Genomic DNA, 17,145 nt, shown 5'->3' on the forward strand with positions numbered 1-17,145 from the left:
ACCAACTTGTAAATTAATTATCAATAAATAAAAACAAACAACGGATTTTAGCCTCATCTTCACCTTAAATTTAGTTTCAAATTTTAAAATTACCCAAATCAAACAAAGCAGGAAAAACCATGAAAATCCTAAAATTTCTATTTTTACTCCCGCTTCTAGCCATCGGCGCGCAGGCATTAGAGCCAAAAATTGTAATGAAGCCCGAAGCAAGCCTAAAAAACGGGCTTTACTACGTAAAAGGCAAGCTCTACGACGGCACGCTAAAGATGCTTCGATACAGCGTCGAGGACTTATATGACGTAAATGCGATAGGCATGGTCTATCCGAGGCTAAAACCTTTGCCGCCCACGCTTATACGCGAGATAGACGTGCAGGGCGGCACGGCGGTGCGATACAGGGATTATTTTGACGGCAGAGACAAACCCTCAAACGAATATCCCCTAAAAAACGGCGTCCGCGAGGGTACGGCTAAGCACTACCACGCAGATAGCGGCGCTCTGATGGGCGAGAGCGAATACAAAAATGACGTCCGCGACGGGCGCTACCGCCGCTACTACTTTGACGAAGGCGGCGCGTTAAAGCAGGAGGGCTTTTTCAAGGCGGACAAGCGAGAGGGCGTGTTTACCGACTATTACGTTAGCGGCGAGGTTAGCGCACGCAGCCCATACGTCGGCGGGCTACGAAACGGCGAGGACTTCGACTACTACAAAAGCGGCAAAATCCGCGGCAAGCGAACGTATAAGGATGACAAGCGGGAGGGCGTGGAGACGTGGTACTACGAAAGCGGCGCCGTGGAGGAGATGGGCGAGTACAAAAATAACCGCAAACAAGGCGTTTGGAAGCGATTTTACGAAAACGGCAAAACGCGCGTGGTAGAAAATTACAAAGACGGCGAAAAGGACGGCGTCGCGCGCGAATACTACAGGGGCGACAAGCTACGAGGCGAATACGAGTACAAAGACGGCCGCCAAACGGGCGCGGGGCTGGACTACTACGAGAGCGGAGCGCCGGCTGCCAAAGTGATGTTTAAAAACGGGCGCTATCACGGCCTATATGAGGAGTATCACGAAAACGGCAAACTAAAAGCTAGAGTGATGTTTGAGGACGGGCTGGAGGTCGGCGAGGCGCGCCACTACTACACAAACGGAAAGCTCGAAGCCCTGGGCGAGTTTGAGCGCGGCAGGCTCATCCGCGCCAAAAAATACGATGAATCGGGTAAGCTAATCAGCGATAAGTCTGATAAAAACGGACTGCCGAGGGAGTAAATACTAAAATAAGTTAATACTGGCATCATTTGAATATTTACCAAACCAAATATTTACGTCCTTTTTTATTTTGAATATTTTAATTAGCCTTAAATCACACTACAATAGTTGTACTTAATATTAAAATTTTATATTCATCTTTTGCATCTTAGTCATAAAAGTAGCAATCTAATCTATAGAATTAATAATATTTTTATAAATAAAAGCGAAATTTCAATATAACAAGTAGTATAATTGCAAGTATATAAATATTATTTTATATTTAAGTGTATTTTTGATTTTTGTATTCTGGTTTTTAAATATCTTAATAAGGAGCAAAAATGCATACTCTTGGTCTAATCATAGCCTTACTTACGCTTTTTGTTGTAGGCTGGGCGATTTTAAAAGGCAAATACGCCACTTTCGTGCTCTTACTCTCTGGCGTTATCATGCTTGTCTCTTCGGTCATTCTTGATACGGGAAAATTTTTACCAGAAAAGGTAAAGAGCACTGGAAATTCCTTACTGGATGTAGTTGAGTTTATCCGCTATATGCTCTCAAATAATTTTTCGCAGCTTGGACTTTTAATCATGTTAATGGTCGGTTTTGCAAGTTACATGACTCATATCGGAGCAAATCAAGCCTTTGTGGGCATCGCCACAAAAAGGTTTAAAGCCATAAAAAGTCCATATTTTATGATATTCATAGCTTTTTGCGTAGCAAAACTTATAAGCATGGTAATAACCAGTGCGGTTGGACTTGGCGTGCTTTGTCTTGCGCTTCTTGGACCAATTCTTATATCACTAGGACTAAATAAACTAAGCGTTGGTAGTATTTGTGCGATGAGTGGAGCTAGCTCAATGGTACTTCTTGGCTCATCAACAGCTGCTGCTGCAAAAGCAACTGAACTTGAGGTGCTTGATTATGTTTTTATCTATAAAATTCCAGCAGCTCTTCCAACTGCGCTCGTGATCGGCATTGCATTAGTTCTTTGGAATAGATACTTAGACAAAAAAGAAGGTTGGGTTTGTAGCGAGCATGTAGGAGAGAGCATTAGTTTTGATGATAAGGTGGATGTTCCAAAAGAGCAAGCACCTATGATCTATGCTCTTTTACCATTTTTACCGATGATTTTAGTAGTAGTTTTTTCGCCATATTGTTTAAAAACTATAAAACTAAACATATCAAGCGTCATAATCCTTTCTATGATAATTGCTATGGTATTTGAAGCATTTAGACATAAATTTAGCTTTGAAAAGCTTGGCGAAGGGCTAAAAGTATTTTTTAATGCCATGGCAAAAAGCTTAAGTGGTGTTGTTATGCTAGTTGTAGCAGCTGGTATATTTGCTGAAGGGTTTAAAGCTCTTGGTATGCTTGATGCTATTGTAAATTTGGCAAAAAGCATAGGCTTTGGAGGGCTTGGCATGTCTATACTTTTTGTATTTATAACAACTATTGTTACAATCATAGCTGGCTCAAATGGTGCAAGCTTTTATCCGCTTTTAAACATGGTGCCAAATATAGCTAAGAGCTTAAACATCAACTCTGTTATGCTCGTGCTTCCTATGCATCAAGCCTCCACAATAGCTAGACCACTTTCACCTGTCTCTGGCGTAGTGGTAGCCATTTCAGGTATGCTTCACATTAGCCCGCTTTCGCTCATTAAAAGATGTAGCGTGCCAGCTATTTTAGGTCTTATAAGCCACCATATATTTGTATTTTTACTATCATTTTAAGGAGAAAATATGAGATGGAGCTTTGATGATTCTTATGTAGATTTTGATAGCGAAATTTTTACCTCATCGTTTGAAAATCTAAAAGCACAAAATGAAAATTTAGTTAAATTTTTAAACAATAGCGAGCTTACCAAAGCTATCATCTCATACGAAGAAGCATACAAAGAAGCAGCTAGCCTACTCGCATTTTGTCGTTGTAAAAGTAGTGATAATACAAAAGATGAGCTAGCTAGTAAATTTGAGCTAAAAATAAAAGAGCAAAAAGCTAAACTTGATACGGCAAAGGAGATACTTTTTGATAAATTTGATAGCCTAAAAAGTGATGATAAAATTTTTCAAAGTACTCAATTTAAACATATAAAATTTCTATATTTAGAGCATAAAAATAGCAAGAGCAAAATACGAAAAAAGAGTGAAAGAGATTTTTTTGCCAATTTAGCGCTCATAAATTTTTTTCCACTTTTTACAAATTTTAGACATCTAAATAATTTAATAAATATCTCTGCTACCAATAAAAATGCAAAAACACAAAGCTATAATCTTGCAAAATGTATGGGTATATTAAAAGGATCAGATGATGAAATTTTACGCAAAAATGTGTTTGATGGTCTGAGCTCTCACTATGATAAATTTGCTGATCTCTACCTTGATGTCTTAAATATGCTTCATGGATTTAGACTGGCTAAATTTAAAGCAGCAAAAGTTGATTTTTTAACTCCAAGCCTTGAAGAAAATAAAATGAGCCTTGACACTTTAAACGCCATGCAAGAAGCCATTAGCAAAAGAGTGGAAAAAATAAGAGAATGCGTAAGAGTAAGAGCTAGCTTTTTAGGTGGCAAAAGTATGAGAAGTTGCGATCTTTTGGCACCTTATCCACTTAGCAAGCATCATGAAATTTCTCATGACGAGGCTATTAAAATCATCAAAAAAGCATTAAAACCACTGGGCGAAGATAATTTTATCGAGCTTATGATAGACAAACACTGGATAGAAAGCGATGTACGAGAAAATAAAGCTGGTGGAGCATTTTTTGTGAGTTTGCCAAAATTTAAGCAACCAAGAATTTTTACCACCTACATGAATACTCTTTCGCACTTAATCCAGCAAGCTCATGAGCTGGGGCATGCTTGGCACTACTATTTGATGCGTGATCTTCCGGTTTTAAGCGCAAATTTTCCAATGAGCTTAGCCGAGAGCGCGAGTACATTTAATGAGACTCTTTTACGAAATGAGCTAAAAAAAGATGACTCACTTAGAGTAGAAATTTTATGGCAGGAGCTAAAAAGTGCTGCAAATTTTTTACTTCATATAAGCGTTAGATACGAGTTTGAGACTGGTTTTATAAAGCTGCGACAAAAAGGTCAAGTCAGCAAAAAAGATGCAAATGATCTTTTAAAACAAGCTTGGGATAAATTTTACAAAGACAGCACGAGCGATGTTGAAGAATTTTTGCCATATTTTAAGCCACATTTTTATAAAACAGATAACTACATTTACAACTATCCTTATAGTGTCGGTTATCTGCTATCACAATTTTTTCTAAGTGAGTTTAAAAAAGATGAAGCAAAATTTTGCAAAATTTATAAACAATTTTTAATAGAGTGCGGCACAAAAAGCGTGGAAGAGCTAATGAAAAAACACTTTAAAAAAGATACGACAAAGTCTGAATTTTGGCTGATTGGCATAGATGAAGCGCTAAAAAATTTAGATGAGTTTAAAAAGGTAGTGACTGTATAAATTTACTAGTTATCTTAAACGTTTTATTTTTTTTCGAGAAATTTTATAAATTTTTGATGGAGCGTCTTCAAAAAAACGATCATCTACTATTTCATCAGCCGCGCTCATAGCCCAATCTTCATTAAAATTTTGCCCATTTTTGTTTGCACTGCTTGAATAAAGCCAGTCAAATTTAGCTAAAAATTTTTCGTGCTTGCACTCTTTTACGACTCTAATAGCCTTTAAATTTGGATACAAAAATGTAGCTTTTCTTGAACGGCGTATAAAATTTTTATATTTTTTTGGCACTCTAACAAGCTCATTTAAAACGCTAAATTTCGCTGTCGTGATAAGGCAAGGTTTATTCTCATCACGCATTTTGGCCTTATTTATCTCTTTATAATCTTTACTCAAAAAGCCAGCTGTCGTATCGGTTTGTGCTAGAAATATCATAATTTTTTTCTTTTTGATAGTAAAAATATACAAGAGATTATTAGAGCAAATCCTAAAAAATCCCAAAATACAAATTTTGTTCCAAGCCAAAAATAGCCAAAGAAGGCCGCACTTAGTGGCTCTATGCAGGCTAATAAACTAGCTTTTGCTGCGCCTATTAGCTTAACACCTATCATATAAAAGCTAAATGCAAAAATGGTACCAAGCGTAATAACAGCAATAAATGCCAGCCATTGATTTATCCCATTAAGCCAAGCAAAATCCCAAACTCTCATATAACAAGCAAGCACTACCCCACCCATAACCATGCCCCAGCCAAGTGTGAGAGTGACTGAATATTTCGCATTTAGCCTTGCTGGAGCAAGATTATAAACACAAACGCAAATAGCGCTAACTAAGCACCAAAACAAGGCCTTTGGCGAGATGACAAGAGATGAAATTTGAGCATGTGTGCTCAGGAAAAATACGCCAAGCATAGCTAAAAATAGAGTCAAAATTTCAAGTTTTCTTGGGACGCGTTTTTCTTTTATGCAAATGACCATTAAAATTAAAGCAGGAGCAGTGTATTGAATAACAGTCGCTACTGCGGCATTTGAAAGCTCAATGGAGTAAAAATAAGCATACTGCGTCATCATAAGCCCAAGCAGGGCATAGACTAAAAACTCACCAAGGAGTTTTATATCTTTAATCGGAGCAAAAACGACACTTGGTTCTTTAAAAGCATAAAAAATTACAATAACAATGCCAGCTAGCATCAGTCTATATGGCACTAAAAAATCAGAATTTATACCAAGTGAAAATAGATACTGCCCACAAACCCCACTAAATCCCCAAAGGATACCGCCAACTAAAGTAAGGAGTATCCCAAGATGATGAGTATTCATTAAATTTATCTATCTTTATGAAGCTGTGCATCTTTGCCATAATACGGCGAATATGGTCCATAAAGTATGCAGTTATGGCAATCTCTTGAAAATAAATAAGCATCTGCCATTACTGCTAGATCGTATGATCTATCTGAGATGGTATTTGCCACCTGTGAGATGACGGCTGAGACTAACATACCAAGTAGGCTACTTTGGCCACTGCTGCTATCTTCTGCTGCCATAGCACTGCCTTGCCAAAGAGTAGCGCCGCTTTTTATATCGATAAGCTTTGCTTCAAGGACAACCTTTGTTGAGCTTGAGATGACTGCATAGCTCGTACCATAATCTTTTATATTTATATAAAGCACACTATCAGCATGGAAAATTTTATCAAGCTTATTTAGTGGTACGGCTGCGATCTCGCTTGGCTCGGTTATACCATTTAGCTTAAAGGTATCATTTACAAGAGTCACTGGAAATACATAGTATCCTGCCTCACTTAGTGGTGCGACTGCATTTGCTAAAACTGCAGCTGGGCCTGAAATTTCTGTACTATCGTTTGTTGGCATAAGCACTAAGATAGAGTGAGGTCTTTTTTGTAAAAATTCTGAGTAGTCGTATGGCTCAGGCTCTTTTATAGAGCAACCCGTAAAAAATACTACCAAAAATATAGCGGCTATAAATTTCAGGCTATTTTTCATTATTTGCCCCCTCTTTTTGCTCTACTTTTTTTGGAGTTAAATTTTTAGAGCCTTTGATGAAATTTATATACTCCCTTGACTCTGGGAAATTCTCTACTTCTTTGTCAAAATTTGCATTTGCAGCGCCTAAATTTCCGTTATTTAAGTATAAAAGTCCAAGGTGTGCATATACGCCAGGAGCGATCTTATAGCCCTTTTGTATTGATATCTGCACCAAATTTTCTAAGCGTGAAATTTGCTCGTTTGTATCGCCCTCTTCATTTAGATAACTATATAGCGAGCTACTATATGATCCATCCCAATAATAAAGTGATCTTGGGCCGTTTGAATGACCGCAACCCGCTAAAAATAGTGCAAAAAGCGCGAGGCCGGCAAGCCTTATTTTACTTGCCATGCTCCACTTTCTATGCCATTTACTAGATTATTTACTGCTTCAATAATAGCTAGACTTAAAACCTTGCCATTTAGCGTAGAGTCGTATCCTGCTGTGCCGCCAAAGCCTATGATCTCTCTGTTTGAAAGGGTGTATTCGCCAGCGCCGCTAACCGAATAGACAACCTCGGCTGTTTTGGTATCAACGATATTTAAATTTACCTTTGAATAGGCAGTTTGTTGCTTGCCTTTGCCAAGTATGCCAAATAGCTGATGATCACCCGTAGTTTTTCGTCCAAACTCGGTCACATCACCAGTTATCACGTATCTTGCGCCTTTTAGATTTTGAGCAGTTTTACTTAGCTCACTCTCTTGTTTGATTACTTTCATATTTGATCTATCAAGCACCAAAAATCTGCCACTTTGCTGTAAATTTGTAATCAAAATGCTTTGAGCTTGGTTACCAAGCCTATCTTCACCATCGGCAAATATACCATTTTGGTAAGCTGATTGATTATTAAATCGACCTATCGAAACTGAAATTTTTTGACCATTGTAAACTGTGCCGTAGCTTGCTACTTTTGGAGTCTCAACAACCCTTGAACTCTCACTCGCACACCCAGCAAAAAGAGCTGCTGTAAGCAAAACTGCACCAATTTTAAATACATTTTTCATTTTTTATCCTTTGCGACAGAATCGCTTGTATATTACTAAATTTCTTTTTAAATAGCTTTAAATTTTATCCATGTGCCTTTTAGGTATCTAATCGTAAAAAGCACCGCCTTTACAGCCCAGTCAGCAAACATTGCAAACCAAGTACCTATCATGCCAAGATCAAATGTGAGTGCAAAGATATAGGCCAAGATGACTCTACAAGCAAACATGCAAACTAAATTTACTATCATCGGATATTTAGCATCCCCAGCTGCTCGAAAAACGGTCGGATACGTATAGGCAAGTGGCCAAATAAGGCACATAGCGATACCGTGATACCAGACGATCTGTCTTGTTAAATTTATGGCTTCGCTTGAGAGATTATAAACAAGAAGCAGTGGCTCAAGTAAAAGCAAAATTACTGCTGTGCTAAAAAGCTGCACGATGTAGATGCTTATCATTGATTTTCTTACGTAAAATTTAGCCTGAGCAAAGTTGTTTGCGCCGATGCATCTAGACACTACGACGCTTAGGCCTGTGCCTATCGCCATGCCAGGGAGTACTTGAAACATCACGATCGTCCCGCCCACGGCATTTGCAGCGATACTTGCTGTGCCAAAGAGTGAAACAAGACTCAAAACGATGATGCGACCCACATAAAACATCGAATTTTCAAAGCCATAAGGTACGCCGATATTTAAAATTTTCTTGATGATCTCGTAGTCAAATTTATAGATAAAGCTCTTTCTTATGTGAAGTTTTAGCCTTATATCAAGAAGCAAATAGACTATAACAAAGCAAGCAAGCACCTTAGCTATAAGCGTACTGATGGCGATACCTAAAATACCAGTATGAAATGTATAAATACTAATGGCAGTTAGAAGTACATTTAATAAATTTGCAGCCGCCATAATATACATAGGTAGCTTTGCGTTTGACATCGTGCGAAAGATCGCCGCAGCTGCAGCATAGACAGCCAAAAATGGCGCGGAAATAGCTGAGAAAACAAGATAGTGACTAGCATCATGCCTTACTTGCTCACCAATATCGCCAAAGACATAATCTAGGATAATATCTTTTAAAACTATGATGACCGCTGCGATAAAAAGGGCAAATATAAAACTAAACCAAACGAGCTGATTTGCTGTGACTTTGGCATTGCCACTTTGTTTATTACCAAGATACTGGCTAGCAACCACTGAGCCGCCAGTAGCGATAGCAGTAAATATGCTAATAAATAGCGCCATGACAAATTCCACAAGACTAATCGCACTTACAGCGCTTTCACTAACACTTGCTGCCATTAGCGAGTTTGCAAGCCCTAGACTATACTCTAAAAACTGCTCAACTGCAATAGGGAAAAATAGCTTCGCAAGGTCGGCATTTGAGAAAAATTTTGTATTTTGATCTTTGATTTTGTTTACCATGCTTCCCCTAAGATAAACTTAAAAATTTTAATATATTTAAGCCAAGATCTGCTTTTTGCAAATCCTGACTTAAAAATTTTAGTGTCTTGAAAGATAGTTTGTATCGTAGTTGTTGCTTAAAAAGTCTTTGTTCTCCATCATAGCGATGTGAAAATCTTTTGTTGTTTTTATACCATTTATTATGAGCTGATCAAGAGCTACTTTCATCTTATGGATCGCCCTATTTCTATCAGTATCCCAAACTACCAGTTTGCCGATCATACTATCGTAATACGGCGGTATAGAGTAGTCTTGATAGATATGGCTATCCATTCTTACATTGCGGCCACCTGGGCAGACATATTTTGTGATCTTTCCAGGACACGGCGTAAATGTATTTGGATCTTCAGCTGTTATCCTGCACTCGATCGCATGACCTTTTAGCTCGATGCTCTCTTGTGATGGTAGTGCCTCGCCTTCAGCCACTTTTATCATAAGCTCGATGATATCAAGTCCGCTTACCATTTCGCTCACCGTGTGCTCAACTTGAAGTCTTGTATTCATCTCGATGAAGTAAAAGTCCAAATTTTTATCAACCAAAAACTCAAACGTACCAGCTCCCTCGTAGCCAATCGCTTTTGCCGCTTTTATGGCTGTTTCGTGAAGTCTCTCTCTTGTCTTTTCATCAAGCAAAATAGCTGGGCTTTCTTCGATCAGCTTTTGGTGGCGACGCTGCATAGAACAGTCACGCTCGCCTATGTGAAGTACATTGCCATGGCTATCGCCAATTACTTGAACTTCGATGTGGCGTGGGTTTAGGATATATTTTTCCATATACATCGTGCCATCACCAAATGCACTCATAGCTTCGCTCTCAGCAGACCAAAACGCTTTTTCTAAATCAGCCTCTTTTTCAACCACACGCATACCGCGTCCGCCACCACCTGCAGCAGCTTTTAAAATGACTGGATAGCCTATCTTTTTGGCTAGCTCTTTTGCTGCTTTTGTGTCAGCCACAGCACCGTCTGAGCCAGGTATGACTGGTACACCAGCTCTTTGCATGACTTGCTTTGCCTTACTTTTATCACTCATCAAAGCCATCGCAGCGACACTTGGTCCTATAAATTTGATCTTGTGATGTGAGCAAATTTCAACAAAATTTTGATTTTCGCTTAAAAAGCCATATCCAGGGAAAATAGCGTCTGCTTCGCTGATCTCAGCGGCACTTATGATAGCTGGGATGTTTAGATAGCTATCACTTGAGCGCTCTTTGCCGATGCAAATGGCCACGTCGGCATATTTTACGTAAAGTGCGTCTTTATCAGCGGTTGAATAGACTACAACGGCTTCTTTACCCATCTCCTTTATCGTTCGCAAAGCACGAAGAGCGATCTCGCCTCGGTTTGCGATTAAAATTCTTTTTAATTCCATTAATTTTTCTCCACGCCAAATAACGGCAATCCAAACTCAACTGGCTGTCCGTCAGAGACTAGCATCTCAGTGATCTGGCAGTCAAACTCAGCCTCGATCTCGTTCATTATCTTCATAGCCTCGATAATACCGACTACATCGCCCTTTCTTACTCTTTGGCCTACTTTTACAAATGGGGCAGCGCCTGGGCTTGGAGCAGCATAGAAAGTACCTACCATAGGAGATTTTATGCTATCTTTTGGCGAGTTTGCAGCTGGTTTTACCTCTGAATTAACGACTACATTTACAGGTGCTGGAGCTGGTGCTTGTGCTGCTGGTTTAGCAGGCGCGCAATAATCTGAAAATTTTTCAAGCTCTACCTCAAAATCACCACTTTTTATTTTGATATGATTCATCTCCATATCATTAAAAAATTCGATAAGCTCTTTTATATCTTCTTTTTTCATAGAAATTTCTCCTAAATTTTTATATAAGCGTCTAATTGTAGCGAAAATTAGATAAAAATTTTTTTTATGAAGCAAAAACGAGAACTCAAAGTTACTCTTTTTTGCTAAGTTATTTTTCAGTAATAATTATCTTAATATCTTTAGTATCCACTAAATTTTCATCGATGATGATCTCATCTATCTTTGCTGCCCTTATCACGCCACTTTTTGGATTTTTTATACTTTTTATCGCTCCGCTTGTGCTTACATCGACACTTGAGTACTCAAACGCAAGACTCGTATCCATAAAAATGCAATCTTTTACGACCAAATTTTCCACGTAACAAAGTGCTTGCAAGCTCTTTATCGTGCAGTTTATGAGCGTCACATTTTTTGAGTTCCAAGCCAGATATTCGCCTGAGATTAGGCAGTTTTGCGCGGTCACGTTTTCGCAGTTCCAAAAAGCATCTTTTGAGATGAGTTTTGAGTTTGCAATGCGAAGGTTTTTGCAGCTATCAAAGCAGTAGTTTCCGTCTAAATTTAGCCCATCAATCTCTAAATTTTCGCTATTTGCTCCGAAATAATCGCCACTGGCAAAAACATTTTTTATCTTCACATCCGCGCATCCCCAAAGTGTTTCACTAGCATCTGAAAAATTTATATTTTCTAATGAAATTTGTGAGCTTTTTCTAAAGCTTTTTGGAGCGTTGATGAGTGCGTCTTTGAAGCTTAAATTTGTACTGTACCACATGCCAGCCCTTGCTAGAGGCTCTAAGTATCCGCCATTTAATTTAATGTCGTTTGCGTACCAAAGTGGGTATTTGTAGGCAAAAACGCACTCATTTAGCTTTAAATTTGAGCTATGCTTTAGTGGCGACTCGCCATCTTCAAAGATACAGTTTGTAAAATTTACACTTTTTGCCCCAAACATCGCACGCTCGCCAGTAAAAATTTCTGCATTTTTCTCTTGCATTTTTGTCCTTTATTAATTTTTGCTGTTAAAATTATACTAATTTTCATCTAATTTAGTCGTTTTATTAAATTTACTTTAAAGACGCAAAGCGTTATAATCGCCCAAAAAAGGAGCAAAAATGGGTTTAAAGTCAGATTCTTGGATAAGAAAAATGTCGGTTGAGAAAAATATGATAGTGCCGTTTGCTGAGGAACAAGTGGGTCGTGGCGTCGTTAGTTACGGCGTTTCTAGCTACGGCTACGATATCCGCGTTGGTGATGAGTTTAAAATTTTTACAAACATCGGCGGAACCGTAGTTGATCCTAAAAATTTTGATGAAAAGAACGTGGTCGATTTTAAGGGCGATGTCTGCATCGTGCCTCCAAATTCTTTTGCTTTAGCGCGCACGATCGAGTACTTTAACATGCCTGATAACGTGCTAGCGATCTGCCTTGGCAAAAGCACCTACGCAAGGTGCGGTATCATTGTAAACGTCACACCTTTTGAGCCTGGATTTAAGGGGCACATCACGATCGAGATATCAAATACTACGCCACTTCCTGCAAAAATTTACGCGAACGAAGGCATCGCGCAGGTGCTATTTATCGAGGGCGACGAGCCTTGCGAGGTAACCTATGCTGACAAAAATGGCAAATACCAAGCTCAAGAAGGTATCACACTACCAAGAATTTTGAAGTAATTTTTATGCCTTTGCGACCTTGCAAAGGCAAAATTTAAATACTACTTTTACAATTTCCTCTAAACATTAATTAAAATTTGACGAAATAGAAACTAGAAAGATAAAACTTTTGTAATAAATTTTAAAATTTTGGCATAACTTTTGCTTAAATTTTCAGTGTTTTAATACTATACTTAGCATATTTTTTAAGGATATTCATGTCAGATAAAAAAAAGACAATAGAAAGAAATTTAAGTGGGATAACAAACCCTATTTTTGAAAAAAACCTTCAAGCACTATTTCAACAAGATGAGGTCTTGGCTGCTAGACTTTTTGGTATGAATATACAAACTAAATACGAAATCGTTCTAGATAAAAGTGATCCAATACGCATAAATATCATCAATAAAGAATCTAATGAAACAATATATAAAGATCCGGTTGAAGAAATTAGTAAAATGCTTGATAATATAGAAAAAAAATATAAAAGATATCCAGGGCTTTTCTTTTATGGCTTAGGAACTGGTATATTTTATAAAGCTTTGGCAAAAAATAAGACTCATAAAAAAATTGTTATCATAGAACCAGAACTTGAGATCATACATCTTGTTTTAAATATTATTGATATATCAGATGAGCTTAAAGATGAACAAATTGTTCTTTTTTATTCTGATTTTGCTACATATGCTCAGTTTTACTATCTCGTGTCGCATAGCGATTTAGATATATATGCTAAAACTTATAGCTTATTAATCCACTCTAACTATTATGATAATTTTGCAGATGACTATATCAAAATAAATAAAGATATAACAAGAGCCTTTTCTCAAAATGTCGTTTCCCATGGAAATAGTATAGATGATCTTCTAATAGGCACAAAACAGCATATCGAGAATCTACCTAATATGCTTACTAACTACTGCTATACAAATTTAGTTAAAAAAAGACATGGTCTTATGGATACAGCGATCATTGTCTCTACAGGGCCAAGCCTAGATAAACAGCTAGAAACACTTAAGAAATTTGCACCTTATGTAAGCATTATAAGTGTCGATGCATCCTATCCAATACTCGCAAGAAATGGCATAAAGCCAGATTATGTAACATCAATTGAACGAATGATACCTACTTCTACATTTTTTGAAAAAAAGCACCCTGGATTTGATGATGATATAAATTTTATTGTAGCTTCAGTGACACACAGCCAAACTGTAAAAAATATATTACCTAGACGTTTAGTACTTACAATGAGGCCTCAACAAGAAGAAAAAATGTTTAGACTCAACAAATATGGATATCTTGGCGTCGGGCACAGTTGTGCAAATATGGCCTACCAGCTAGCGTATGTCTTAGGGCATAAAAATATTGTTTTTATAGGTCAAGATCTTGCTTTTGGTAAAGATGGTGCAAGTCATGCCAAAGGTCACACTATCGCTCAGCCGGACGAAAACTTATACACTACTGCATATGGTGGTGAAGGAGAAGTAAGAACAACTTATGTATGGATGCTATTTAAAAATCAATTTGAAAATGATATTGAGCAAGCTAAATTAGAAGATATAAAATCATATAACTGCACTGAAGGCGGAGCCAGAATAAATGGCGCCATAGAGAAATCATTTTTAGAAGTTATGAATGAGCTTTGCAAAGGTAAAAAAGTTAAAAATTTACCAAATATCAAAAAAGATAGCGATAAAGTAGCTAACAAAAATTTGTTAAAAGCCTATGAAGTAATACAAAACAAAATAAGAGTTCAAACACAAGCTAAAGAAAAAATAGAAAAAGTATTTTTAGAACTAACACCAAAAATTGATAATTTTATGATCTTAAGAGATAAAGGCGAAATAAACACAAAATATTTTAAAGAGCTTGTAGGAATATCAAATAAGATAGATAAGCTTAAAAACTGCATCTCTCATAAAAAATATATGAGATATATAGAAAATATTTTTGCTATCTCGACTTATTATCAAGAACTAGAGCTTGCTAAAGTATCAGTAGCACCAAGTGATACAGACGAAGAAAAAACTAATAAATTAGTTGAGTGGATAGAATTTCATAAATACTGGCTATTTTCAGCAGCTGGCGGTATAAATGCGGATATAGAAACAACAAAAGAAGCCTCAAAACCTCTTATAGAAGAGCTTAAAAAACGTGGCATCTTTCCAAAAGAAGACTAAAAATGGATATCTTAAGCTTAATAGGACGCACGAAAAATCTCTTTGAGGATGACATAAATGCACTTAATAAAGACCTAAAAGAGATAGTCTCAAGCTCAAGCTTTCTAGTGATCGGTGGAGCTGGCTCCATAGGCTCGGCCGTAACAAAAGAGATCTTCATAAGAGATCCAAAAAAACTCTATGTTGTTGATATCTCTGAAAACAATCTTGTAGAGCTAGTGCGTGACATAAGAAGTGAGTTTGGATATATAAACGGCGACTTTAAAACTTTTGCTATAGATGTTGCAAGTACCGAATTTGATGCACTTTTGGCACGAAGTGATGGATTCGACTACGTATTAAATTTATCAGCGTTAAAGCATGTTAGAAGCGAAAAAGATCCGTTTACACTTATGAGAATGCTTGAAACAAATATCTTTAACACCGATAAAACACTGGCTCAAGCTTTTGATATGAAGGCAAAAAAATACTTTTGCGTAAGCACCGACAAGGCAGCAAACCCTGTAAATTTAATGGGAGCTAGCAAGCGCATCATGGAGATGTTTGCGTTTAGGCACTCTTTAGAGATCGACGTCTCTATGGCTAGGTTTGCAAACGTGGCATTTAGCGACGGCTCGCTTCTTTTTGGTTTTCAAAAACGCATAGAAAAGTCTCAGCCCATAGTCGCTCCAAACGACGTCAGACGCTATTTTTTAACGCCAAAAGAGAGTGGTGAACTCTGCCTTTTAAGCACCATTTTTGGTGAAAATAGAGATATATTTTTCCCAAAACTGGATGAAAATTTAGACCTTATAACTTTTAGTGAGATAGCCAAGAGATACCTGCAAAATTTAGGCTACGAGCCATTTTTGTGTGAAAACGAGGAGGAGGCCAGAAAGCTTGCAAAAGTGCTTCCAAAAGATGGCTTTTACCCTTGTCTTTTTGCATCTAGCGACACGACTGGAGAGAAGGACTACGAGGAGTTTTTCGTTGACGGCGAGGAGCTTGATATGCAAAGACTTCAAAATATCGGCATAGTCAAAAATGATACAAATTTTGATAGCAAAAAGCTAGAAATTTTCAGAAACAATATCTTAAATTTAAAATCAAGCTTAACATGGAGCAAAGAGGACGTTTTGCGCGAGGTCTTCGAGCTCATACCAAATTTTATGCATAAAGAAACAGGAAAATATCTCGATGAAAAAATGTGATTTTGACGAGGTTTTGAAATTTATAAAAAGTACCTTTGGCAAGGACAAAGTCCCACTTCACGAGCCAAAATTTATAGGTAACGAGAAAAAATATCTGCTTGAGTGCATCGACTCTAGCTTTGTCTCAAGTGTCGGTAAATTTGTCGATGAGTTTGAGAGCAAGCTAGCTCAAATGGTCGGTGCTAAATTCGCAGTTGCCACGACAAATGGCACCTCTGCGCTTCACATCTGCCTAAAGTTGGCCGGCGTAGAGCAAAATGACGAAGTGATCACCCAGCCAGTTACTTTTATAGCCACTTGTAACGCCATTAGCTACCTTTTTGCAAAGCCGGTTTTTGTGGACGTTGACCTAGACACGCTTGGTATGTCGCCAGCATCACTTAGTGCGTTTTTGGAGAAAAACTGCGAGCTAAAAGAGGGCAACTGTGTAAATAAAACTAGCGGCAGGATAGTGCGCGCCTGCGTGCCTATGCACACTTTTGGACTGCCTTGCAAGATAGTTGAGATAGTTGAAATTTGCAAGCGTTGGAACATTGCTTTAGTAGAAGACTGCGCCGAGAGCCTTGGTAGCTACTATAAAGGCACTCATACGGGAAATTTTGGCAAGCTTGCAGCGATGAGCTTTAATGGCAATAAGATCGTTACAAGCGGAGGCGGCGGAGCCATCATCACAAACGACGAGGAGATAGCAAAGCACGCTAAATTTATCACCACAACAGCCAAGGTGCCACATCCTTTTGAGTATCGTCACAGCGAGATCGGCTACAACTACCGCTTACCAAATTTAAATGCAGCCCTACTTGTAGCGCAGCTTGAAAATTTGGAACTTTTTTTAAAGAGCAAACGCAAACTAGCGATGATCTATAAAGAGTATTTTTCTAAATTTGATGATGTGAAATTTATAGATGAGCCAGCGGACGCTAGGTCAAATTTTTGGCTAAATGCGGTGCTCTTTGAGAGCCATGAAAAACGAGATGAGTTTTTAAAATTTAGCAATGAAAATGGCGTTTTTACCCGTCCTATCTGGCAGCTTATGAATGAGCTTGATATGTTTAAGGACTGCCAAAGAGATGAGCTAAAAAATGCTAAATTTTTAAGCGACAGGATAGTAAATATCCCAAGTAGCGCAAGAGTTTAGCC

At 37.9% G+C, this 17,145-nt stretch carries 16 protein-coding genes; 7 read left to right on the top strand and 9 right to left on the bottom strand.

Going from position 1 to position 17,145, the window contains the following annotated elements; translation table 11 throughout:
- Positions 1–119 precede the first annotated feature (119 nt).
- From F3G69_RS01810 to F3G69_RS01820, 3 genes are all read left to right on the top strand, one after another.
- Positions 120–1,265, top strand: a complete 1,146-nt coding sequence (locus tag F3G69_RS01810; RefSeq protein ID WP_149714234.1) for a toxin-antitoxin system YwqK family antitoxin — start codon at positions 120–122, stop codon at positions 1,263–1,265.
- A gap of 320 nt (positions 1,266–1,585) precedes the next feature.
- On the top strand, positions 1,586–2,980 hold the full coding sequence (gene dcuC / locus F3G69_RS01815; protein ID WP_087577857.1) for a C4-dicarboxylate transporter DcuC: 1,395 nt from the start codon (positions 1,586–1,588) through the stop codon (positions 2,978–2,980).
- A gap of 9 nt (positions 2,981–2,989) precedes the next feature.
- Complete coding sequence (locus F3G69_RS01820; protein ID WP_149714235.1) at positions 2,990–4,717, top strand: gluzincin family metallopeptidase; 1,728 nt, start codon at positions 2,990–2,992, stop codon at positions 4,715–4,717.
- Between the two features lie 9 nt (positions 4,718–4,726).
- Here the strand turns inward: F3G69_RS01820 and F3G69_RS01825 are convergent, their stop codons facing one another.
- The 9 genes from F3G69_RS01825 to F3G69_RS01865 form a co-directional block, all read right to left on the bottom strand.
- A complete protein-coding gene (locus F3G69_RS01825; protein WP_149714236.1) occupies positions 4,727–5,149 on the bottom strand; it encodes a Sua5 YciO YrdC YwlC family protein in 423 nt (140 codons plus the stop codon).
- A complete protein-coding gene (locus F3G69_RS01830) occupies positions 5,146–6,033 on the bottom strand; it encodes a DMT family transporter (RefSeq protein WP_149714237.1) in 888 nt (295 codons plus the stop codon). The genes F3G69_RS01825 and F3G69_RS01830 overlap by 4 nt, the downstream gene beginning before the upstream one ends.
- A 5-nt stretch (positions 6,034–6,038) precedes the next feature.
- On the bottom strand, positions 6,039–6,716 hold the full coding sequence (locus F3G69_RS01835; protein WP_149714238.1) for a DUF799 domain-containing protein: 678 nt from the start codon (positions 6,714–6,716) through the stop codon (positions 6,039–6,041).
- Positions 6,706–7,110 carry a DUF4810 domain-containing protein gene (locus F3G69_RS01840; RefSeq protein ID WP_149714239.1) on the bottom strand — a complete coding sequence of 135 codons (405 nt, stop codon included), beginning with the start codon at positions 7,108–7,110 and terminating at the stop codon, positions 6,706–6,708. The genes F3G69_RS01835 and F3G69_RS01840 overlap by 11 nt, the downstream gene beginning before the upstream one ends.
- Entirely contained in the window at positions 7,095–7,763 is a 669-nt protein-coding gene (locus F3G69_RS01845; RefSeq protein ID WP_149714240.1) for a CsgG/HfaB family protein, read from the bottom strand. Before F3G69_RS01845 ends, F3G69_RS01840 begins: the two co-directional genes overlap by 16 nt.
- Before the next feature lie 47 nt (positions 7,764–7,810).
- Complete coding sequence (locus F3G69_RS01850) at positions 7,811–9,169, bottom strand: MATE family efflux transporter (RefSeq protein WP_149714241.1); 1,359 nt, start codon at positions 9,167–9,169, stop codon at positions 7,811–7,813.
- Positions 9,170–9,247: 78 nt separating this feature from the next.
- Positions 9,248–10,579: an acetyl-CoA carboxylase biotin carboxylase subunit gene (locus F3G69_RS01855; RefSeq protein ID WP_072595397.1), complete on the bottom strand. Its 1,332-nt coding sequence runs from the start codon at positions 10,577–10,579 to the stop codon at positions 9,248–9,250.
- On the bottom strand, positions 10,579–11,025 hold the full coding sequence (accB, locus tag F3G69_RS01860; RefSeq protein ID WP_084041901.1) for an acetyl-CoA carboxylase biotin carboxyl carrier protein: 447 nt from the start codon (positions 11,023–11,025) through the stop codon (positions 10,579–10,581). Before accB ends, F3G69_RS01855 begins: the two co-directional genes overlap by 1 nt.
- 109 nt (positions 11,026–11,134) lie before the next feature.
- A complete protein-coding gene (locus F3G69_RS01865; RefSeq protein WP_149714242.1) occupies positions 11,135–11,977 on the bottom strand; it encodes a DUF3737 family protein in 843 nt (280 codons plus the stop codon).
- 118 nt (positions 11,978–12,095) lie between these two features.
- Here F3G69_RS01865 and dcd point away from each other — a divergent pair, with 118 nt between their 5' ends.
- The 4 genes from dcd (at position 12,096) to F3G69_RS01885 (ending at position 17,143) form a co-directional block, all read left to right on the top strand.
- The gene (gene dcd, locus F3G69_RS01870; RefSeq protein WP_021091674.1) at positions 12,096–12,656 is read left to right on the top strand and encodes a dCTP deaminase; all 561 of its coding nucleotides are present in this window, start codon (positions 12,096–12,098) and stop codon (positions 12,654–12,656) included.
- A gap of 197 nt (positions 12,657–12,853) precedes the next feature.
- Positions 12,854–14,815, top strand: coding sequence for a motility associated factor glycosyltransferase family protein (locus F3G69_RS01875; RefSeq protein ID WP_149714243.1), 1,962 nt, complete (start codon positions 12,854–12,856; stop codon positions 14,813–14,815).
- A 2-nt stretch (positions 14,816–14,817) separates the two neighbouring features.
- The gene (locus tag F3G69_RS01880) at positions 14,818–16,005 is read left to right on the top strand and encodes a UDP-N-acetylglucosamine 4,6-dehydratase (protein WP_149714244.1); all 1,188 of its coding nucleotides are present in this window, start codon (positions 14,818–14,820) and stop codon (positions 16,003–16,005) included.
- Complete coding sequence (locus F3G69_RS01885; RefSeq protein ID WP_103599895.1) at positions 15,992–17,143, top strand: LegC family aminotransferase; 1,152 nt, start codon at positions 15,992–15,994, stop codon at positions 17,141–17,143. Before F3G69_RS01880 ends, F3G69_RS01885 begins: the two co-directional genes overlap by 14 nt.
- Positions 17,144–17,145 lie beyond the last annotated feature (2 nt).

Source organism: Campylobacter concisus (assembly GCF_902460625.1).
GTDB lineage: Bacteria > Campylobacterota > Campylobacteria > Campylobacterales > Campylobacteraceae > Campylobacter_A > Campylobacter_A concisus_AD.